The organism is Zobellia sp. 1_MG-2023, from assembly GCF_030549125.1.
Classification (GTDB): Bacteria; Bacteroidota; Bacteroidia; order Flavobacteriales; family Flavobacteriaceae; genus Zobellia; species Zobellia russellii.
The window spans coordinates 921326-943579 of sequence record NZ_JAUOSY010000001.1 but is presented as its reverse complement, the minus strand read 5'-3'; the positions used below and the strand labels follow the sequence as shown (position 1 = coordinate 943579).

At 39.5% G+C, this 22254-nt stretch carries 15 protein-coding genes; 5 read left to right on the top strand and 10 right to left on the bottom strand.

Translation table 11 applies throughout. The annotated features are described in order from the left end of the window. Positions 1-87: 87 nt before the first annotated feature. From Q4597_RS03850 to Q4597_RS03825, 6 genes are all read right to left on the bottom strand, one after another. Positions 88-1494, bottom strand: coding sequence for a glycosyltransferase family 2 protein (locus Q4597_RS03850; RefSeq protein WP_303404785.1), 1407 nt, complete (start codon positions 1492-1494; stop codon positions 88-90). A 228-nt stretch (positions 1495-1722) separates the two neighbouring features. Then, positions 1723-2796: a PA0069 family radical SAM protein gene (locus Q4597_RS03845; protein WP_303404784.1), complete on the bottom strand. Its 1074-nt coding sequence runs from the start codon at positions 2794-2796 to the stop codon at positions 1723-1725. Between the two features lie 58 nt (positions 2797-2854). Then, positions 2855-4405, bottom strand: a complete 1551-nt coding sequence (locus Q4597_RS03840; protein WP_303404783.1) for a hypothetical protein — start codon at positions 4403-4405, stop codon at positions 2855-2857. Between the two features lie 22 nt (positions 4406-4427). After that, on the bottom strand, positions 4428-5207 hold the full coding sequence (locus Q4597_RS03835) for an enoyl-CoA hydratase/isomerase family protein (protein WP_303404782.1): 780 nt from the start codon (positions 5205-5207) through the stop codon (positions 4428-4430). Positions 5208-5248: 41 nt separating this feature from the next. Next, positions 5249-6658, bottom strand: a complete 1410-nt coding sequence (locus tag Q4597_RS03830; RefSeq protein WP_303404781.1) for a PAS domain-containing sensor histidine kinase — start codon at positions 6656-6658, stop codon at positions 5249-5251. A 115-nt stretch (positions 6659-6773) separates the two neighbouring features. Next, entirely contained in the window at positions 6774-7316 is a 543-nt protein-coding gene (locus tag Q4597_RS03825; protein ID WP_303404780.1) for a CopD family protein, read from the bottom strand. A 171-nt stretch (positions 7317-7487) separates the two neighbouring features. On the opposite strand from Q4597_RS03825, the gene Q4597_RS03820 reads away from it, so the two are divergent. Beyond that, on the top strand, positions 7488-8291 hold the full coding sequence (locus Q4597_RS03820) for an EcsC family protein (protein WP_303404816.1): 804 nt from the start codon (positions 7488-7490) through the stop codon (positions 8289-8291). 59 nt (positions 8292-8350) lie between these two features. Next, a complete protein-coding gene (locus Q4597_RS03815; protein ID WP_303404779.1) occupies positions 8351-9679 on the top strand; it encodes a dienelactone hydrolase family protein in 1329 nt (442 codons plus the stop codon). Between the two features lie 36 nt (positions 9680-9715). Here Q4597_RS03815 and Q4597_RS03810 read toward each other — a convergent pair whose 3' ends face one another. Continuing rightward, positions 9716-11104 (bottom strand): MATE family efflux transporter, encoded by a 1389-nt coding sequence (locus Q4597_RS03810; RefSeq protein ID WP_289038008.1) that lies wholly within the window; start codon positions 11102-11104, stop codon positions 9716-9718. Between the two features lie 42 nt (positions 11105-11146). Next, complete coding sequence (gene hemH / locus Q4597_RS03805) at positions 11147-12178, bottom strand: ferrochelatase (RefSeq protein ID WP_303404778.1); 1032 nt, start codon at positions 12176-12178, stop codon at positions 11147-11149. A 262-nt stretch (positions 12179-12440) separates the two neighbouring features. Between hemH and Q4597_RS03800 the strand changes: the two genes are divergently transcribed. The 3 genes from Q4597_RS03800 (at position 12441) to Q4597_RS03790 (ending at position 18042) form a co-directional block, all read left to right on the top strand. Continuing rightward, a complete protein-coding gene (locus tag Q4597_RS03800) occupies positions 12441-13517 on the top strand; it encodes a mechanosensitive ion channel family protein (RefSeq protein ID WP_303404777.1) in 1077 nt (358 codons plus the stop codon). A 126-nt stretch (positions 13518-13643) separates the two neighbouring features. Further along, positions 13644-17168 carry a TraB/GumN family protein gene (locus Q4597_RS03795; RefSeq protein ID WP_303404776.1) on the top strand — a complete coding sequence of 1175 codons (3525 nt, stop codon included), beginning with the start codon at positions 13644-13646 and terminating at the stop codon, positions 17166-17168. A 28-nt stretch (positions 17169-17196) separates the two neighbouring features. Further along, positions 17197-18042: an N-acetylmuramoyl-L-alanine amidase-like domain-containing protein gene (locus Q4597_RS03790; RefSeq protein ID WP_215436438.1), complete on the top strand. Its 846-nt coding sequence runs from the start codon at positions 17197-17199 to the stop codon at positions 18040-18042. Positions 18043-18231: 189 nt separating this feature from the next. Here Q4597_RS03790 and Q4597_RS03785 read toward each other — a convergent pair whose 3' ends face one another. Both Q4597_RS03785 and Q4597_RS03780 read right to left on the bottom strand, forming a co-directional pair. Further along, positions 18232-21042: a ThuA domain-containing protein gene (locus Q4597_RS03785; protein ID WP_303404775.1), complete on the bottom strand. Its 2811-nt coding sequence runs from the start codon at positions 21040-21042 to the stop codon at positions 18232-18234. 170 nt (positions 21043-21212) lie between these two features. Then, positions 21213-22103: a helix-turn-helix transcriptional regulator gene (locus Q4597_RS03780; RefSeq protein WP_215436440.1), complete on the bottom strand. Its 891-nt coding sequence runs from the start codon at positions 22101-22103 to the stop codon at positions 21213-21215. Positions 22104-22254: the final 151 nt, after the last annotated feature.

Below are 22254 nucleotides of genomic sequence, written 5' to 3'. Positions count from 1 at the left end.
TTTACATCTTACATCATTAAGAAAAGCAAATGCCCAAACGAAGATTATCGCTTGGGCATTTGTAGTAAGATTATATTTGGTAATTACTTATTTCTTAGTTGGCAATTCACGGGTTAACCATCCTCTTTTGTTTGCTGTAGCAATGGCATATGGGGTTATCCAGAACAATCCAAATGTAAATAGGATGCTGTACGAATATGCCCAAACCGACTCTTTTAAATCATATCGCTTCGCATAAAAAAGAACTGGGAACGTAGACAACACCAAAATACTCACAAGCGTAGAGCTCAAAAATAAAAGTGGGTGGGTTAAAATAAAGAAGAACATGAAAAATAAGAATGGGTAGCTCATCAATATCTTTATGGATTGGCTAATGAACAACAAGCGCGAACCAAATTTGGAACCTTCTCTAAAGTTGGTAAAAACGTATTTAGACATTTCAATATTTTCACGAACATTACTTCTACCCCATCTAATGAACATCTTATAAAGACCTTTGTATTTTTCAGGTACATTGGTATAAGCATAAGCGTTTCTTTGGAACAACACGTGGTAACCCTGCTTTAAAATCATGTTGGTCATTGCGCGATCTTCACCAATATCTGAAGGTTGCCCCATAAAAGTTTGGTTGATCCATGCATCCAAACAGTTAAAAACAGCCGTTCTACGGTATGCCGCTAAAGCACCGGGAGTACAAAGCACTGAGTTTAACGCACTCTCTGCAGAACGAACAAATTCAAAACTCATTACAAAGCTAACATCAAGCATTTTTGGAAGTAATGCTCTTTTATTGTTCAATACACGTATGTTTCCTGCAACGGCGCCACAGTTTTCATTTACCACAAATGGACTAACCAAATTACGAAGGGTATCCTTATCAACTATAGAATCACTATCTACCGTAACAAAAATTTCGCCAGTACCCTCGTTAAAACCTCTGTAAAGACCATGACGTTTACCCATGTTCTTAGGTTGCTGAAAAATAGTTACACGATCACCTAAAACCTTTTTGGCTTCTTTCATCCAGTGCCATGTATCATCTTTACTACCATCATCTATAGACAACAGCTGTAATTTTTCATGCGGAAAATCACTTTCCGCCAAGCTCATTAAAGTATCATATACTTGTTTTCCCTCGTTGTAAGCGGGCACTATAACCGTAACCGTAGGCAGTTTTTCATTAGATACGGAACTTATTGCCTTGTATTTAAAGTACTTGTAGATAACAAAAAGAAAGAATAACGCTTTAAAAACCAACAGCCCAAGTGCCAAATACATAAAACCTTGACCAAAACTAGAGCTTGCACGCTCTATGTTGAACTGATTTAAGTCGCTTCGTAAAATATAGGACATATAGGCTGCCCCTATCATTAAAACAAAGGTGCTTCCCATTACAAAAATGCCCCAAGCATTAGCTGTCTCAATAAAAATCTTGATCTTTTGTAACAAGCTAGCTTTTGAAGTTGTCTTTTCTACTGTATTTTCCATTTTCATAAAATGTATCTCAATGATGTTCTGAGTAGCTTATACGATACCGGATTGCGGTTCGGATTTTTCCTTTACACTATTTTAACACCCCAAGAGATACAGAATATTATAGGTATACTAACAATTTGACCCTTCTAAACTATAATTGATAAAAGCTGCCTATACAATTTATGAATGCTAAGCAATTGAACGGTTTTTAGTGTGATTGTACTAAAAACAAATTTTACCGTTTTATTAGAATAATTTTAGCTGACCGTCCTTGAATTGCTCATGCAAATCATGATTGAGTGGAGGAAAGGATTTGTCTTTAAAATAAGTGTGACGCGAAAGACGTACCAAATCATGAATTTGGGTGGCTATTTTCCCCTCTCCTCTGCTCCGAACACCAAAACGACTGTCATTTAAAGTACCGCCATGACATTCTTCAATCTGATGCAAAACTTTATCCGCCTTATCGGGTAGGGTTTTATGAATCCAATCCGTAAAAACTTGTCCTATCGCCCCATTAAGTCTGACTACGGTAAAAGCAAAAGATTTGGCACCGTTTTCAGATACCGCTTTCGCCAAATTCATGATTTCGTGACTATTGATACCGGGAATAATGGGAGCGAGCATGGCGTTGACCGGGATATTATTTTGGGACAGAACACGAATGGTTTCCAGGCGTTTTTTAATGGTTGTAGTTCTTGGTTCCAAAACGCGCCTTGTGTCTTCGGATAATGAGGTAACCGAAACATTCACTCCTATCAATCTATCTTTTGCCAACTCCTTTAAAATATCCAGATCACGGAGTACCAAAGCATTTTTAGTAATGATACCCACGGGGTGCTTGTACTTTAAGAATATTTCCAAACAGGCACGGGTAATTTTAAACTTCTGCTCGGCAGGTTGGTAGCAATCTGTATTCCCAGAAAGCACAATGGTTCTGGCTTCCCACCGTTTACTCTTTATTTTTTCCTCGAGCAGTTTTGGCGCATCCTTCTTTATTAAAATTTTCCGTTCAAAATCCAGTCCGGCACTATAGCCCCAAAACTCATGTGTATTGCGCGCATAGCAGTAAATACAACCATGCTCACAACCTTGGTAAGGATTCATGGAGTACTGCATACCCACATCTGGGCTAGTAACTTTGTTTACAATGGTTTTTGGAAAGATGGGGATGTACTGCGTCTTGTTTCTGTCGGCTTCTTCACCTTCTATTCGGCAAAATTCCAAAAAATCATCGCGGGTTTCATAAACGTTCTGTAGAAATTTGTTGTGAACGTTCTGCTGGGCTCCACGGCCCTTAATGTAAGATTCATTTTTCAACACTATTGGATTTATTCCAAATTTATGGAATAAATCCAATTACAGATAGTTTCAATAACTATTTAACAGTTACCTCAACTAATTGCTTTTTAGTACCCCGCTTAGCGTAAAACAAAAGATGATCGGATGCCTCATCAATAAACGGCCTTGAAACCATAATAGGCAACCTTACCTCCTTGTCGTCTACAAGTTTTTTATACGATAGATCACCTGACCCGTCTACTTTAATAACGAACATATTTGGGTTTCTGCTAAACCCTTGTTTGAACAAAATTCTTTCTTTGCTCATTTTCTGTGGATTTTCTCCAGAATTGATGAAGAAGTACATGTTTTCTCCCTCACCATATGCCGTATAGGAAGCATACGAAGCATCGCCTTGGGTAACTTCGGCCTTATTGATGTTACGGGCCCATTCCATAGTACCGGAAGCGTTCAGCTTTGCCAATACTATATCATTGTAATGAAAACGGTCTACTTTTTTGGTAGCCCCTGTTCCTATATCTTGTCCTGCGGTTACAAAATACTCTTCGGCACTAAAAAGAATATCCTTATTTGGGGTTATGTGCACACTCTTAAAAATAAGATTCTTGATTTCTGCATCTACCTCACGCCCAAATTTATCCAACATGAACTGATCCGAAAACGGATTGTATTTCTTTGCTTTAATAGCCAAGGAATTGGCGTCTAGATTAAAATACACCAAGCCATTGTACCTATTATCTTTTCGATCTGCGTAAAAACCAACTGCTTTTAGATCATTACCCAATAATACTGGTTTTAAAGATTCTGGAAACCTTCCCGCATCCGCAAATTCTTGGGTTTTAAATCCGTTTTGGGTAATCCTGACCAACTCATATTGAAAGCGTCTTTCCTTTACATCAAACCTTCTTTTTTTGAAAAAGGCCTTTCCCATTAAATACAACTCCTTTAAATCTTTTGAGACCTCAATGTTTTCAAAGGCATAGTTCTTTTCCTCAATATTGGCGCTAAAATCATAGTCCAATTGAAGCTTTAAATCCGTGCCATAAAGATAGATGTGATACTTCTCTTTCTTTCCTTCCCTATGGTGTACAGTTACGGCAAAAGCCGTTCTATCATCATTAAAATGGGTAGCCGTTGAAAAGCCATTGCCAAAATTGCGGTTGTACTTGTTAACCGCCAATGGATTCAAAACCTCTTTGGAAGGAATGGATAGCAACTTTCTTTCCGTAAAATTGAACTCGTCCAGCGGACTCTGGTGTACCACATAATTGTACGCCTCGTCTTTATGGTCATAAACCAGTTCCAATAAATAAAGTTGACCGTTCTTTACAAAACCATCAACCATATGCCTGCCAGCATATTTATAATTATGGTCAGCTACCAAGTTAAGTTCGGCATCGTATACCTCAATAAAATGACCTTTGGGCCGTAGAGGCATTCCTCCGTAATAGGTACGAACAAGAACCGTCTGTTCTTGGACAGAGCGATCTATGGTCAACATGGTAGAATATTTATACCTATCGGAATAATTCTCTCCAAGCTTATAATCCACGGGGATTTCTTGGGCATTCGTAAACGTTAGGGCAGCTAAAAACAGTAACGCTGTTAGGCTCTTTCGGGTTCGCATAAGTAGGTTTTAAGCGGACATGCTACTCACCAGGAAAGTTGGCCTTTCGCTTTTCCAAAAAAGCAGAGGTACCTTCCTTAAAGTCTTCGGTGCCAAAACAAGCTCCAAAAGCCTTTATTTCTTCGTCATATCCATTACTATTCTTAAAACCCGCATTTACTGCTTTTATTGCATAACTGAGCGCGACCGGAGAGTTATTCGATATCTTGCTTGCCAACTTCTGGCAAAACTCAATCAATTGCTCTTGGGAAACCACATGATTTACCAATCCATAATTCAATGCGCGATCAACATCTATCATACCTGCAGTCATAATCAATTCCATAGCTCTGCCCTTGCCTACTAATTGTGGCAAACGTTGGGTACCACCGTAACCGGGAATAACCCCAAGCGATACCTCAGGAAGACCCATTCTAGCATTATGGCTCGCTACTCTAAAATGACATGCCATGGCAAGCTCTAGCCCACCGCCAAGTGCAAATCCGTTAACAGCGGCAATTACGGGTTTGGAAAGGTGCTCAACAAAATCAAAAAGAATTTTATGCCCTTTGGCTGATAATTTTCCACCTTGCTTTTCGGAAAAATCTGCGAACTCGGAAATATCGGCACCGGCAACAAAAGCTTTTTCCCCACTACCGGTTAAGATAATGACCTTAATTTTTTTATCCGCTTCCAATGCCTTAAGCGCTTCATGTAGTTCTTGAATGGTTTCACGGTTTAGGGCGTTCAACTTTGTGGGACGGTTAATAGTAACGATTGCCGTAGGCTGATTATCATCCACAAGAACATTATTGAATTTCATATAGCTATTTTTTTAGTATTCTATTTTTTGTTGGCGTTCATCTACTTTACAAGTGGGAACTTAACGGAGAACACCGTTCCTTTATCCGGTTTTGACGTAAACGTAATAGCTCCTTTATAGGTCTCCACTATGTTCTTTACCATGCCTAGACCCAACCCCATTCCGCTTGATTTTGTGGTAAACTTGGGCTCAAATATTTTTTCTTTGAAGCCTTCCCCAATACCAATACCATTATCCGCTACGCAGATTTTAGCAAAATCACCTTCTGTTCCTACCGATACTACAATTCTTGGAGCATCTACTTCCGGAACGGCCTGAATGGCATTCTTTACCAAGTTAGTAACCACACGTATGAGTTGTGTACGATCTAATTTCGTAATAATTTCTTTTTCTTCAGAAATAAAGTGAATGTAATCTTCATTAAAGATATCCAGTGCCAACCTTACGATTTCCACGATGTTCAGGGTTTCGTTCTGCTGGGCGGGCATTTCGGCAAAATTGGAAAACGCAGAAGCAATGCTGCTCATGGTATCAATTTGCTGGATGAGTGTTTTTGAAAACTCGCCTATTTTTATATCGATGTTGGGATCCTGCGGGTCAAATTTACGCTCAAAACTTTGAACGGTGAGCCGCATTGGGGTTAGGGGATTCTTGATTTCATGCGCAACCTGCTTTGCCATCTCCCGCCAAGCCTGTTCCCTTTCACTACGGGCTAATTTTACGGCACTGTCTTCAAGTTCGTCAATCATGGCATTGTACGATGTCACCAGCTTTTCAATTTCCTCACTTGGGTTGTCTATCAATATTTTTTGATTGCTTTTCCTTAAATCGGTCTTGCCCAACATGTCGGAAATGGTCTGAAGCGACCGGGTGATATAAGTAGAAATAAAATAAGCCAAACCAATAGCTATCAACAACATTAGAAAATAAACCCCGCCCAAGCGCATAAGAAACTCCTTAAGCTCCATATTGTTGAACGAATCATCTTCGTAATAGGGCAAATTTAAAATACCAATTGGTTTAAATCGCTTATCGTTGATATACGTATAAGACGCCTTATAATTATCCCCAGCCAATGCTTTTTGGTCCACAAAGCGCTTAGTGGGGCTTGTTTCCAACAATCGCAGAATAGACGGACTCAAACAATTTGCGATAGAATCTACCTCAAATTTGGCCCTGGAACTTTTTATAAGCTGCCCTTCTAGGTCATAGATATTAAGCCTCTGATTTTGCACATTGGCAATCTGGTATATTTCCTCATTAAAAATAAGTCCCAAATTCTCTGTCGTAACAGGGTAGGTTGTCTTTTTTAAAACATACTCTACGCTTTGCTTTACCTGCTCTTCTTTTCGTTCTAAACGTTCGGAGTGGTAATCTTCTGATTGCTCTTTATACTGGTACACGGTAACTCCCGCAATGAGAATAGAGGCTATGACTACCAGCAGAATCATAGATAGGAAGATGCGCGACCTTAAGGAAAGTTTTGTAAACAAAGGACTGGAGTTTACACCAAAGGTAGCAAATATCACGCCATTTTTAATACGGCCTACAGTGCATTAAAATGGTTTATGCCTCGGGGTTTTTGGACCTTATGCGCTTGTACAATTTAATGCCGAGCATTAATAGAATTCCAAGAACGATAATTCCAACCACACCAAACACCCAATTAAAGGCACTTTTAAGAATCACCAAAAACACTACAGCGAACAAAATAAGCGTGGCACCCTCATTAAAAATGCGCATAAATTTGGAACTGTAATTGACTTCATCCCGCTGTAATTGCTTAAAAATTTGATGTGTTTTTAAATGATACAGAACCAACAACAAAACAAAAACAAGTTTTACGTGCATCCACGGTTGTTGTAGCCATGCAGGAACTAAAACCAATAACCAAACGGCAAAACCAATGGCCAGAACCGCAGACGGCCAAGTAATGATATACCAGAGGCGCTTTGCCATTAACTGCAATTGTTTGGTAAGGATCTCCCTTTCAGGCGATGCTTTTTCAGAAGCCTCAATATGATAAATAAATAGGCGCGGTATATAGAACAGCCCTGCAAACCATGTAATCACAAAAATAAGGTGTAACGCTTTTATGTATTCGTACAATGGAACAGGCTTTAGAATTGCTGCTCAAAGTTAGGAAAAACCACAAACTCCTTTTACATAACCCAAAATGAATTTTATGATACAATCCTTTACGCCATTAAGCCCTTATATATTTAGAAGAATGTTTAATTTAGGGCAACCCATATTTTAAACAATCATCTTTTGAAAATTGTGAAAAAAGAAATGACACCGGAAGATTTCCAGACACTTAGCAACGCCAAACAAAAGATGGAGCAGATAGGTTGGGCCATGCAAGGTCTTAACAAAATGGGCAATATTATAGAAAGTCGCATTCAACTTTTACCTCAGAAACAACGCAATTGGTTACAGCAAATAACCTACAAAGTATTGCACACTGTGGTGAAAAGTAATTTAATCTCAATGCGAAAAAAAACCGCTATACCGTCCAACAATCTTTATAAGGCCCTAGTAACCTCATCCGGTGCCATTGGAGGTGCTTTGGGAGCTACGGCATTTGCGGTAGACCTTACTTTGACAACTAAACTAATGATGCGTTCCATTATGGATATTGCGCGTAGCGAAGGTGAAGATTTAGACACCCTTGATTCGCAACTGGCATGTTTGCAGGTTTTCGCCCTTGGAGGAAAAAGTAAGCATGATGATAATCTGGACACTGGATACTACGCTACCAGACTTGCTATAAGTTCAGCAGTGAAAGGGGCAAGCGGTATTTCGGGAAAGACCCTCACCACCATATTGAACACCACCGGAAACCCCATTTTACAATTAATTGCCCAAGTAGCTTCAAAATTTAGTGTTCAAGTCTCCGAGAAATTCGTTGCGCAGGCCATACCAATTGTTGGTGCTGCGGGAGGGGCTACAATCAATCTGGCGTTTATAGACCACTTTCAGAATATGGCACATGCCCATTTTAGTATTAGACGATTAGAACGTAAATATGGTGCGGCCCTTATAAAGCAGGAATACGAGCAACTTTCCATTACAAAAGCCTAGTGTAAAATCCTCATCTTGCTTAATTTCATTACATTTAGCAATAACTCAACTCAAACATTATGAAAACAAGATTAAAATCCCCCTCAAAAAAACGCTCTTTAGTAGCAGCACTGCTACTCTTTCTATCCACTTCACTTACTCTTCAAGCACAGGAATTTCTTTATGGAGATGAATTGCCCGATGCACCTCAACTTGCCGCCAGAGGCGATTATACCGTTGGCGTGCGCACGCTTCAGCTAACCCATAAGAACCAAGTAGATATTTTAAATTCAAAAGGGGGCTCGGACCCTACGTATGACAGGCCGCTTACCATAGAGGTTTGGTACCCGTCCGAAGCTCCTATGGAAAAAAATACTACCGTAGTTTATGAAGAAGTAATGGGCACCCGTGGCGATTCTTTACGTCCCTTGGTCCCATTTACCTTTAAAGGCAGGGCTTATCGCGATGCCGCACCCAAAACAACTTCTGGCGGATACCCCTTAATAGTAGTATCGCATGGGTATGTAGGTTCTAGATATTTAATGACCTATTTAACTGAAAACCTTGCTTCTAAAGGGTATGTTGTGGTTTCAATAGACCATACGGATTCTACTTTTAAAGATGCCAATGCTTTTCAAAGCACTTTGTTGAACAGAGCTAAAGACATCCAATTTGTTGTCGATACGATTGCCGAAAAAGGAAACTCCTCATCAAAAGGCCCTCTCGCTGGAATGGTAGATTCAGAGAACATTGGTATCGTTGGCTATTCTATGGGTGGCTATGGTGTTTTAAATGTTGGAGGTGCCGGTTATAGCGATGGTCTTACAGCTTTCTTTGGGCAAATAACAGGAGGTAGCACAGCAATCTCAACTTTAGCGGCCAGTAATGCTGAATACCAAAAACAGATTGACCCCAGAATTAAAGCAGTAGTTGCCTTTGCCCCATGGGGAATGGAACGTGGGGTTTGGGATGCCAACGGGTTGGCAGGGTTGAAAAAACCAACACTCTTTATTGCAGGTGACCAAGATGACATATCCGGTTACGACAAAGGAATAAAGGCCATTTATGAGGGCGCTGTTAATGCGGACCGATACTTACTCACCTATAAAAATGCGAGACATAACGTAGCTCCGAACCCTCCACCAGCAGAAGCGCTTCAACCCGGTTTACATATTGACGAATATTACAGATATGCCGAACCTTCATGGGACCAAAGAAAGATCAACAACATCAACCAACATTTTCTAACCGCATTTCTGGGAACCCACTTAAAAGGTGCGAATTTTGACGCATACTTGAACATCCCTAAAGAATCCAACGAACAGGATTGGCACGGTTTTAAACCTAGATCTTCAACAGGTATGGAACTATTGCACTCAAAAGCGGCATTAACGAATATGAAGCAGTAAGAAAATTGAAATTCAAGGTCAAAGAAGAGATTTAGTTTACGCTTCTTTTGCGACTAAAGTGTTCTTGATTTCCTTTCTCAAGTAGAAACCCGTTACAATAGTGGCCAGCACATCTGCTATGGGAAAGGAAAGCCACACACCCAGTTCGCCTAGGTAATTGGGCAAGATCAATATAAGCGGAATAAAAAAGAAGCCTTGTCTGGACAAGGTTAAAAGTAATGCTGGCACCGCCTTACCAATAGCTTGAAAATAAGCGGCACCTATCAGTTGTAAAGCAATAATAGGGGTTGCAGCAAACACCAACCGCATAGCTAGGGATATATGATCTAGAACATACGCATTAGCGGCCAAATCATGAGCAGATTGCCCTGCCCTATCACTTAAAAACAAAGAGGCTATTTCTTGCGGAAAACTCATAAGCCCAATAAAAACAACTGCTGCTAATAAGGACGCATATTTTATGGCGGTATTAATGGACTCTCGTACCCTTTGGTATTTTTTTGCACCATAATTAAATCCCGCAATAGGCAAGAAACCTTGGGTTACCCCAAATACAGGAAACAGCGCAAACATTAACATACGGCCAATAATAGCATAAACCGCTACCATAGCCTCTCCACCAAGACCAAAAAGAATGTTGTTCATTAGTAAGTAGACTACACTTGTAGTAGCTTGTCTTGACAAGGTTACAAAACCCAAGGAACCAATTTCTTTAATAATGGGTAAATCAAGCCTAAAACATGCCGGACTAAGTTTTAGTTCCGATTTTTTAGACAGAAAAAAGTAAAAAACATATGCCGCACATAGCACGTATCCAACAGTAGTTGCCCAGGCTGCACCTTCCATGCCCCAATCAAAAACATAAATGAATATATAGTCCATAAGAAGGTTCCCTACGGAGGGTATAATCATGGCTATCATCGCAAATTTAGGCTTTCCCTCAGCCCTAATTACGGTATTACCCATCATACAAAGGGCCAAAAACGGCACTCCGTACAGTACAATGGTGTAGTAAATCTTTGCAGGTTCAAAAATGGTTCCCTTGCCACCAAAAGCAGGTATAAGTACATCTATGTAATAAAGCCCCAAAGCAACCATTACGGTGGTAATCAAAAGGGTTAAGGTAATTTGATTACCAAAAGTCTTTATAGCCTTTTCGTAATTATCCGCCCCAAGAGCCCTTGAAATAATACTGGACCCTCCAATACCTATAGCCATTCCTAAAGCTCCAATAAAAAAGGATACCGGAAGTACTACATTGATTGCGGCTATGGCAATAGAGCCTATCCAATTACCAACAAAAATGGAATCTACCAGTACGTTAAGTGACATCACCAAAATACCAATAGAGGCAGGCAAGGCCTGTTTTACCAAAAGCTTACCAATTGGTTCCGACCCTAACTGTTCCGATGATACTTTAGCCATTTTATATCAGTTATCTACTTCATACAAGAGGCTGGTAGAAATCTATGCCGGTAATGCACCCGTTTCTTGCCAATCCTTTACCCATTTTGCTACTACACTTACCCAAGAATCACTTTCATTTAAACAGGGTATGTGCTTATACCCCTTACCACCTGCTTCCTGAAATTGGTGTTGCCCTTCCATGGCTATCTCTTCTAGAGTCTCCAAACAATCAGCAACAAAGGCCGGTGTAATAACAGCAAGATTTTTTATTCCCTCTTTAGGAAAACGTTCAAATTCAAAATCGGTATAAGGCTTTAACCAAGGATCGTTAGGTAGCCGTGATTGAAACGAGTTACTGACCTTCTCCGCCGGCAGGTTTAAATACGCCTTTACGGATTCTGTAGTGTCAAAACACTGGTGGCGATAGCAAGTATGATGGGCCACAGAATTGGTCTGACAACATATACCATCTATTTTACAGTGAAAATTGGTCGGGTCGGATTTTCGTATGTGCCTTTCGGGAATGCCATGGTACGAAAACAAAATATGGTCATAATCAAAGCCTTCCAAACTTTCCGAAATTCGCTCCGAAAGAACACGTATATACTCTGGATTTTTATAAAAAGGAGGAAGGGTGGTGATTTTCATTTTAGGAAACAACTGCTCTTGCTCTTCCATTACTTTTACCACAACGGTCTCATAAGAAGACATGGCATAATGGGGGTACATGGGCACCAAAAGTACCTCATCCACACATTTACTGTTCAATTCTTGCAAAGCGTTCTTTATGGTCATACTACCATACCGCATACCCAATGCTATAGGCATGTCCGACTGCTCTTTTAACTTTTCCGTAAACCTTTCCGAAATTACAATCAGTGGAGAACCTTCTTCCCACCAAATTTTAGAATATGCTTCAGCAGATTTTTTAGGTCGGGTCTGAAGAATAATACCGCGAACTATGATGTTCCGTAGCCAGTTGGGCACGTCTATCACGCGTTCATCCATTAAAAACTCATCTAGGTACGGTTTCACATCCTTTGATGTTGGACTGTCCGGAGAACCCAAATTGACCAATAAAACTCCTTTCATAGCGTAGCAATATTTTCTTGGTTTAAAAATGTTTATTCATCTTAAAGCACAGTGAATCTTTAAGGTAATATAACTATCTTCAAGTGCCCGTTTTGAACAGGTCAAACCAATAATTTTGACAAAAATACACCTTGAAACGTATCTAGAGCGAATGTTATTAAAATACTTTTTGATGCTACTATAGATTACATCAATTATATGACCGATTAAGATATGTTGACGGGAAAAAACAGAGTATAATTATCCTCTTTAATGATTTGCTATGCTGAATAACTTTTTCAACACCAACTATCAATCTCTTTTATGGCTCTTAGGAACATTTATAGTTTTGCTGATTGCCTATTTTATGTTGCTACAAGTCCTTAGAAAATTAGGCAAAAACCCTAAGTATCTTATTCCGTCTTCTACCGTAAAAACGGTTAGCACACCTATTTTTCTCATACTGGTTTCCATTTTGTTACGAATGGCCTCCTTAAGGCAGATACTAGGACTATCTCATCTAGAATTCTACTTTAGAAAAACGAGCACTCTACTCTTTATTTTTGCCTTTACCTGGTTGATTATAAAAGCTATTAAAATTGTTAAACAGCATGTCATGCACACCTATGACATGAACACTTCCGATAATCTTAGGGCCCGTAAGGTAGCTACGCAATTCAATATTCTGGAACGCATTGTAATTTTTATCATAATCATCCTGGCGGTGGGTATTGCCCTTATGAGTTTTGACGGCATAAGGGAAATAGGGGTCAGTATTTTTGCCTCTGCAGGAGTCGCGGGAATTATCATTGGGTTTTCTGCCCAGAAAATGATAGGAACCATTTTGGCGGGAATACAAATTGCCTTGGCGCAACCTATAAAATTAGACGATGTTGTGGTAGTTGAAGGTGAATGGGGGCGCATTGAAGAAATTATGCTTACCTATGTGGTGGTGAAGATTTGGGATAAAAGACGGTTGATATTGCCCACCACCTACTTTATTGAAAAACCATTTCAAAACTGGACAAAATCCTCTGCTGATATTTTAGGTACCGTCTTTTTGTATACAGATTATTCCGTACCGTTTGAGGCCTTGCGAAAAGAACTCACCCGTATTCTAAAAAACACGGACTTGTGGGACGGAGAAGTAAATAATATTCAAGTAACGGATTCCAAAGCCAACCACATAGAAATCCGGGCATTGATGAGCGCCGTAGATTCGTCTACCGCATGGGATTTACGCGTGCATGTACGTGAAAAATTAATTACATTTTTACAGGAGAATTATCCTGAAAGTCTACCCCGCACCCGACTACGTTTAGAAAATATGGAAGCTCCAGAAAATACAACTAGGGAATAGCCGTTATACCATAAAACCAATTGTTTATTTTAACGGTTTATAGGGATATACTGCAGCAAGCTCTTTTCTAATTTTGTGAAAAGCGCTCGTTTCCGGCACATGAACCCCTATACCAAAAAAGCATTTATGCGACTTGTATCAGTTTTTCTTTTGCTTATTTCTCTTTCGGTAACGGCCCAAGAAAAAAATAGTCTTCTCTGGGAAATTTCGGGAAATGGCTTAGAGAAAACATCTTACCTGTATGGCACTATGCACGTGAGCAAAAAAATTGCTTTTAGGTTAGATGATGTTTTTTTTGATGCGTTGGATCAAAGTGACATGGTTGCCCTAGAATCAGATCCCGGACTTTGGCTGGAAAAAGAAAATCTCATGGGCTCTAGTCCCTATGGTGCAGAAGCCGGTTTTGTTACCAAAGGTTTTTACGCTAGGTCTTTTAAGGTAGATAATCCGCGTAAAGAAGTTCTGGGGGCATATCTAGCCTATGAGGATCGCATTGTAAACAACATTCTGTACCGCACCAATGAATACTCCCAAAATTTTGAGGAAGAAACCTATCTTGATATGTTCATATATCAGGCAGGAAAAAAATTCAACAAACCTATCATTGCCTTAGAAGATATGGAGGAGTCCGCCGCTCTTGTGGGGAGGGCCAGTCTAAACCCCATTAAACAAAAACCGGACGAGTGGCTGCAAAAAAAGATGCAACAGTCAGACCCAATGTTCTTACTTCAAGATGCCTATAGAGAAAGGAACATAGCCTTGTTGGACTCTATTGACCGAGCTATGTACACGCCCTTTTACATGAAAAACATGCTGTACATACGCAATGCCAATATGGTGGATCGGATGGATTCCATCATGCGAAAAGGAAAGGTCTTTTCGGGTATTGGCGCAGCGCATTTGCCAGGAGAGCAAGGTGTTATTTCGCTCTTAAGAAAAAAGGGATATACCGTAAGACCATTGCTTTCCAAAGCCACATCAAAGGGAAGAAAACTAAAATTGAAGTTCGAGCAAAAGAAACGCGAAAACGAATATCATAGCTATGGCCCGGAAGACAATTTTTTCACTATTGACCTTCCCAACAAATTATATCCAGTTTCTGATATAGGGAAAACCACATATGTTTCCCCGGACCTTGCCAACGGCAGTTTTGTGGTCATTAATCGCATACCTACTTATTCGCATCTTAAGAAAGACAACGTATTTACCTTAGAAGAAATAGACAAATTGCTTTTTGAGAACATCCCAGGAAAAATAGTGTATAAAAAGCCCATTACCAATGGCCAATTTTCAGGGTTGGACATTAGAAATAAGCTTAAGAACGGTGACCACCAACGGTACCAAATTTTTGAAACCCCTTTAGAATTGGTTATCATAAAAATGGGTGGAGAAGGAGATTACGTTACCTCATTTTCAGATTCTATTTTTAATAGCCTAAAGTTCAGGAACGATTCTCTCCGTAGACCAACAACGGTTTCCTCAGTATACAAGGATTTTGAGGTCCAAATGCCATCCCTATACAGCTTTACCAACCGCAGTAGAAACGGCAATCGTTGGATAGAAGGTTATGACTCCATTACTGATAATTATTACTTTCTCCGTAAATCGGTTTTAAATGATTTTAATTTTATTGAGGTCGATACTTTTGAACTCAAGCAGATACAAAAACGTTTTTATCAGGATTTAAAACTAAAACCTGAATACGGTTCTTTTGAGGGAAGAAGACTCACCTCATCGGCACAAATGGATGCCAAGACCCAAAAGCGACTATACCTAATGACCACTTTGCGAAAAGGGGAATATTACCTTTTGGGTATGGTAGGGAAAAATGAAAAAGAGGCTGCACAATTCTTTGATTCCTTCAAACTAAAAAATAGTGAAGCCCAGAAACCCTACGAAACCGTGGTAGACACCGCCCTGTTCTTTACCACAAAGAGTACTGTTAAACCTCCCAAATTCGTAGAAAGCAGCACCAACTATTATCATGGCGCTCCCAAAACAAAACCGTACGACGCCTTTCACAAGAAAACCATCTATAGGAATGAAAATGGCGAAGCGGTATCCGTAGAACTGAACAAATCACATGATTTTTTAATGTTCAGAAATTTAGATTCGGCTTGGGGCCTACGTAAAAAACTATACGCACATAAAAAATATAATATAATAAAAGAGGAGAAAAAAACCTCTTCCAAGGGATACCATGAACTACAGATGATACTTGCCGATACGGCCAGTACAAGAGGTATTCTAGTAAAAAATATTTTGAAAGATGGACTTCTGTACGAACTAAAGGCCGTAGTGGACACAATTGAAAAACCCAGTGTATTCATAAATGAATTCTTCAATAATTTTGTGCCCAATGATACTACAATAGGTCGTGACCTCTTTGAGGACAAAGCACCTGAATTTTTTAAGGCATTGAGCGCCAACGATAGTATCGCACTTGACGGATACCGTTTTATAAAGTTTGAAACCAAGCACGCCAACGCACTAAAAAAGCACATTTCGGAATTTGACCTAGTCAATGGGGAAAGACAGATCCAACTGCATCTAATTCGAAAATTAGCAGATTTAAAAGACGTAGACCTCACCGAATTCTATAGAAGTTTTTACACCAAATCATATAACAATTCTACGGCACAGGCAGTTTTGCTCCAAGAAATTGCAAAAAAATCCAATGAGGCCTCAACAAAGCTGTTGTTAGAATTAATGGAAACTGATTTACCCCTGTTATCAAACACGTTCAACATTAGCCTTATTTTTAAACCGTATCGGGAAAATTTGCAATTGGCCAAAAAGCTATACCCAGAACTATTAAATTATAGTTCCATCCCAGAATATAAAGAACCTATTTTTTCGTTACTATCTAAATTACTAACGAGCAACACCATAAAACCCAAACTATACAAAAAGTATAGAACCCAGATTTTAAATGATGCCAAGACCCTCATTAAAAGACAACTTGGCAAAGATTTGGCCAACTCACATAATGACTTTTACAACCCAAGAACTAGCAAGACCAACACAACGTTGTTAGAAAACTACGTTACACTGCTCTACCCTTTTCGTTCGGACAAACAGGTATCGCACTTTTTTACCCAAATTTCGCAAGTTGAAGACCCTGGCGTTCAGGCTACTTACTTTGCTCAATTATTACAAAACGGAGTACAAGTATCGCAAAAACAGTTAACGGATTTAGCCGCTGACCTTAACGGAAGGTTGCCCCTATTCAATAAACTAAAAGAGGTAAATATGTTAGGCCATTTTCCATCTACTTATAAATCACAACAACATTTGGCAGAAGCACTTCTCTTTGAGGGTTCAACCTATAACCGCATTAAAGATTCTGTTGCTTTTGTCGCCCAAAAAACCTTCTCGTTCCAAGAAAAACAATATACCGGGTATTTTTTCAAAAAGCGCGACAATGAGGATTACGATAAGAATTTCTCTATGTACCTACTGATGTTTGAAAACGAAAACGGACTCCAAACCAAGCCTTTCTACGAAAGTGATGCCATGCGTATTGAAGATACGGACAGGGACAAAGATGTAATAGAATACCTCTCCGAAGCCTTTGAACTTAAGGACAGAAGGCGCGCAGATATTTACAGACCTCATGGGTATGGTATGTTTGGCCATCATGGGCTATAAATTTGTATTTTTACTTTAAACTCCCACTATGTCCAAATTTGCCGCTTTTTTGTTGCTTTTTCTAACAATTACCCTATCGTTTTCTCAGCAAATTACTTGCTCACCTATAGACAAACAAGCCATAGAGAACAAGTTTATTGCCATTGATGGGTTTCTGGAGAAAGATTTTGGAAAAACCATTGTAGCCATTGGAAAAACGTTTATGGGTACACCTTACGTGGCCAAAACCTTGGAAATTGGAAAAACGGAAACCCTGGTTGTTAATCTTCAAGGTTTAGACTGTACTACCTATGTTGAAAACGTATTGGCTTTTGCCCTAACGCTAAAAAACGGAACATCTAGTTTTGATGATTTCACAAAGGCTCTAGAAATCATTCGTTATAAAGATGGCCAATTAGACGGTTACGCTTCTCGTCTACATTACTTTTCAGAATGGATCGCCAACAACGAAAAGAAAGGATTGATCAAAGACATTACTTCTGAAATTGGAGGAAAAGAAATAACCAAGCCTATTAATTTTATGAGTACACATCGTGACCTTTATCCATTTCTAAGCGATGATGAAAATTTTGAAAAAGTAAAGGCTTCAGAAAATTACCTCAACAACCAACCTATTTGTATTTTGGCACAGGATGAAATCGCAGCCAATGAACACCTCATACAAACCGGAGATATCATTGCTTTAACAACATCTATAAACGGACTGGACATTACACATACGGGAATTGCCACAAGAGAGAAGGATGGGCGTATTCATTTGCTACATGCTTCAACAGGTTCTATGAAAGTTGAAGTATCAAAAAAGCCACTTGCAGAATATCTAAAAGGCATCAAGAAAAATACGGGAATTATGGTTGCAAGACCCGTTAATTAAGTCTGGAATACCTCCTTCAGAACCGACTCCTTAGTTTGTTTTAAAAAATTGTACCTAACGAAATAAGCACTTTTACCCTTTCACCGAAAGTTTTGCATCGTAAATCCGCCTCCTGAACAAGGGAGCTGCCGGCTTAAACCCATACAACCGACCAATGAGTTGGTTTTCCTATAAATGCCTTTCATCAAATTATCGCCCCAAACAATAGAGCAATCCGCCTAACAAATGAGCCCTAAAATCCGCTTCATCATAAGATGCATTGGAATGTCCTCCCGCAGTATAGAAAGCTCTTCCACCATCATAACTATGATACCAAGAAAATGGATGGTTGGCTCCGTTCGTACCTCCGTTGTACGTAGACTCATCTAAAAGTATTAATGGATTTATGCCGCTATAGATTTCTTTAAAATTATACCACTCTTCCGTTCGCACCCAATTACTGGATAAGTGAGAAGTTGCACTATGGTTACGATCTACTACATTGAGTGTAGCTTCTTGTATGCTTGGGTGACCATTAAAATAAGCACCTACTAATTTTCCATACCAAGGCCAATCATATTCCGTATCCGTTGCGGCATGCACACCCATATAACTACCCCCAGATTGAATGTAACTCTCAAAAGCCCTTTGCTGATCAGTATCCAAAACATCTCCCGTTGTGTTTAAGAAAACCACCGTTTTATATCGGCTCAAATTAGTAAAGGTGAAATTGCTTGCGTTCTCCGTCTGCTCCACTTCAAAATTGTTGGCTTGGCCCAAAGCCCTTATCGTAGCCACTCCCTTTTCAATAGATCCATGCCGGAAAGCGGCCGTTTTTGTAAAAACCAAGATTTTATCTACTGTTTGTACTTCTTCAATAGTAGAAGCAGAAAATGTCTCGCTTTGTTCCGATTCATTTTGAGCTGCATCTACTGCCGAAACATTAAAACTGTATGATGCATTAGAGGTTAACCCGGTCATAGTAGAGCCTGTGCCAGTAGCGGTCTTAACCCTTTCTCCATTCTGGTAAATGATATATTGGGTCACGCCAAGATTATCCGTTGCCGTATTCCAGCGTAAATCTATTTGGGTATCCGTAATTTCTTCCGTCCTTAATCCAGTTGGTGCAGAAGGCGCAACATCATCTACATATACTTCCGGTTCGGTAGTTAACTGCAAAGCGGCACTTTGCTGAGATTCATTTTCCGCCGCATCATAAGCCGCTACAGAAAATGTATATTGGGTATTGGGTGACAAGCTTTCTACACGATATGCCGTTTTTGTGGCCGAAGCCAAAAATTTTCCATTCAGAAACACGCTATACCCAGACACACCAACACTATCCTGTGACGCTTTCCATGACAAATCTACCGTAGACTGTGTAATTTCACTAGCGACCAAACCTTCCGGAACGGTAGGAGCCGTAGTATCACTGATTTTTTGCTCTTCTACCTCTTTTTCCGTAGTAATAGAAACCAGCTCGCTTTGCTCCGATTCGTTTTGGGCTTCATCTAAAGCTGAAACAGAAAAAGTATATTGGGTCTCTGGTGAAAGTTTTTCAACCAAAAAGCTCGTTTCCGTTGTGGTAGCCAGAAAATCTTCATTTTGAAAAACCCTATAATTAGCTACACCTATGCTATCTGTAGAAGCATTCCATGTTAATCTTAAAGACGATTTGGTAAGGTCTTCAATTTTTAGACTTTGTGGAATCGTAGGCGCAATGGAATCCTTGAATACCACCCTTTCGCTTAAAGTCGTAAAGCTTAATGTGCTACTTTTTTCCGATTGGTTTCCAGATTCATCTATCGCCCCCACTGACAAAGTGTATTCCGTTCCAGAGGTTAATCCTTCAACCACATGTTCTGGCTTTTCGGTTTTTGCTACTAAAATTTCATCCAAATAAACAGAATACTCTGCAACTGCTGTACTATCATTTTCAGGTGACCAAGAAAAACTGGCCATGGTAGCGCTTAAATCAACTACTTGTAAATTTATTGGCGCACCAAGAACAACACTGTCCTCTTTAACCTCTTTAATAGTACTAACCAAAATAGGTTCACTGCGCAACGATTCGTTTTTTGATTCATCGGAAGCGCTCACTTGAAAGCTATATCTGGTGTTGGCCTCCAACCCCTCAACCACGTACAAAGTATCCGTAACCTCTGCCAAAAGGGTACTATCGTTATAAACTGTATATATTGCAACGCCAACACTATCCTTGGCGCTATTCCAAACCAGTCTCATACTATTTTCAAGAATATCCAAAGCTCTTAAATCAGTTGGGACCGTAGGTGCAATAGTATCTTTTTCAGGTATATTTTCAAGTGGAGTTTCTACTTCAACCCTATTACTATGTTTTGAGGTCTTGCCCAGTAAATCAATGGCCGTCACACTAAAATTGTACCCTACTCCAGCCTCCAGGCCTGTTACGCTGTAAGACTTATTGTTTACATTACCAATCTGGACCGTATCTTGAAATATGCGATATTCCTTAACTGCAGAAGGATTGATTTCCAATTCCCATTTTAACTCTACGGAATTCTTCAACACCTTGCCAACGGACAATAGTGGTGCTCTTAAAATTGAACTGAAAACTGCTGTGCTATCATTCTCAACTAGAGTATCTTCTGCTACAAGAGCATCTGTAAGTACCTTTATATTTTCACTGAATTCAGAGTTGTTCCCGGCAGCATCTGTAGCTTTTACGGCAAAAACATATTCCGTATTTGGTTTTAGGTTTTCAGCATGATAAGTAGTTAGTGTATCCCGCGCCACTTCTACACTATCTTGGTAGACCATATAATGCAATACCTTAACGTTGTCCTTAGCAGATTCCCAAGACACGGTAATGGACGAATCCGTAACCTGTACCGTTTCCAGTTTTTTGGGAGGCAATGGCGGTATCACATCTGGGGCAATAGCAACGGGGTCGTCACTTTTGTCCTTTTCACAGGCAATACCAAAGAATAAAAAACATATGAATATTGCGGAAAGTAGGCCTACAATGGGTCTTTCTTTCATTTTCTAGGGGGACATGTTTAAGTTGAATTCCTAACTATAGTTTCTCACTAGCAAAATTCAGAAATTTCATCGATAAAAATGAACCTTTTACCGAAGGTTATTAACAAAATAAAACGCAGACACCTTCAATTATATAAAAATGACAAAAGTGATACTCTAATTCTGCCGTATTAATTATTTGCAGAGGCCATTAAGTATTTTTTGGGAGTGGTTCCGTACTTCTTTTTAAAGGCCGAAATAAAATGGCTAGCTGTACTGTAGCCCACCTTAAGTCCTACTTCATTAACATTGTGTTGCCCTGTTTCCAACATTTTACGGGCATATTCCATTTTATAATCGAATAAAAAGCTGAACACGGAATCGCCATAAATCTGCTTAAAACCTTCCTTTAATTTTTTTAAGGACAAGCCAATTTCTTCAGAAAGCTCTGTTAGCGTAGGAGGTTCCGCCATACGAGAGATAACAATTTCCTTGGCTTTACGTATACGGCGCACATTATCCTCATCTACCAAAAATGGGCACTGTTCTATATCCGCATCATCACTTTTGTTAAAGTATAAAGAAATAAGCTCGTACACTTTTCCTTTTATGTACAACTCTTTTATAGAGGGGTGAAGGTTGTAATTCATCATCTGACTAAGAATAACCGCAATTGCCGGACTTACACCTTCTTGCGCATAGTATTTTTTATCCTTGTTGTCCGCACTTAAAAAGGGAATATAATCTGCCTCCTTGGAAAAGAGCGAATGGAATTTACGAATGGTCATCACTACCGAAACCAACCAAGAATTTGGGGCCAACTGCAGGTTCATAGGAAGGTCTATCTGCGTGTTATAGAGCAACAAAGAGTTTTCTTCGGACACTTCAAGGTTGTACCTTCCTTCATTAAAAATGAACTTGGCATTTCCCTTTAAACAAAAATGAAATTGTATAAAACTACTATCTATATCACGTACCACATTTTGGGTTTCTGCGGTATCATTTTGAATTTTGAGCACGTAAAACCCATCCTCTATAAGCACTTCTTGAAATGAACCTTGAGCGGTATTTTTAGCTTCCATATGAAACATGAATTGGTTTATTTTTATTTAGAAACGTTCTAAATAGATACATCGCTAAGCACAGTATTTCCTACAAAAATACTGGTTTTCAACGGATTTACATTCATATATAACTAAAAAAACCCTCAACGACACTTATTGTTCCTCTAGC

Excerpts from the sequence above, each read along its gene's own strand:
- Q4597_RS03850 (WP_303404785.1), bottom strand. The coding sequence starts at position 1,494 with ATGAAAATGGAAAATACAGTAGAAAAGACAACTTCAAAAGCTAGCTTG.
- Q4597_RS03840 (WP_303404783.1), bottom strand. The coding sequence starts at position 4,405 with ATGCGAACCCGAAAGAGCCTAACAGCGTTACTGTTTTTAGCTGCCCTA.
- Q4597_RS03835 (WP_303404782.1), bottom strand. The coding sequence starts at position 5,207 with ATGAAATTCAATAATGTTCTTGTGGATGATAATCAGCCTACGGCAATC.
- Q4597_RS03830 (WP_303404781.1), bottom strand. The coding sequence starts at position 6,658 with ATGATTCTGCTGGTAGTCATAGCCTCTATTCTCATTGCGGGAGTTACC.
- Q4597_RS03815 (WP_303404779.1), top strand. The coding sequence starts at position 8,351 with ATGAAAACAAGATTAAAATCCCCCTCAAAAAAACGCTCTTTAGTAGCA.
- Q4597_RS03810 (WP_289038008.1), bottom strand. The coding sequence starts at position 11,104 with ATGGCTAAAGTATCATCGGAACAGTTAGGGTCGGAACCAATTGGTAAG.
- hemH (WP_303404778.1), bottom strand. The coding sequence starts at position 12,178 with ATGAAAGGAGTTTTATTGGTCAATTTGGGTTCTCCGGACAGTCCAACA.
- Q4597_RS03800 (WP_303404777.1), top strand. The coding sequence starts at position 12,441 with ATGCTGAATAACTTTTTCAACACCAACTATCAATCTCTTTTATGGCTC.
- Q4597_RS03795 (WP_303404776.1), top strand. The coding sequence starts at position 13,644 with ATGCGACTTGTATCAGTTTTTCTTTTGCTTATTTCTCTTTCGGTAACG.
- Q4597_RS03790 (WP_215436438.1), top strand. The coding sequence starts at position 17,197 with ATGTCCAAATTTGCCGCTTTTTTGTTGCTTTTTCTAACAATTACCCTA.
- Q4597_RS03785 (WP_303404775.1), bottom strand. The coding sequence starts at position 21,042 with ATGAAAGAAAGACCCATTGTAGGCCTACTTTCCGCAATATTCATATGT.
- Q4597_RS03780 (WP_215436440.1), bottom strand. The coding sequence starts at position 22,103 with ATGGAAGCTAAAAATACCGCTCAAGGTTCATTTCAAGAAGTGCTTATA.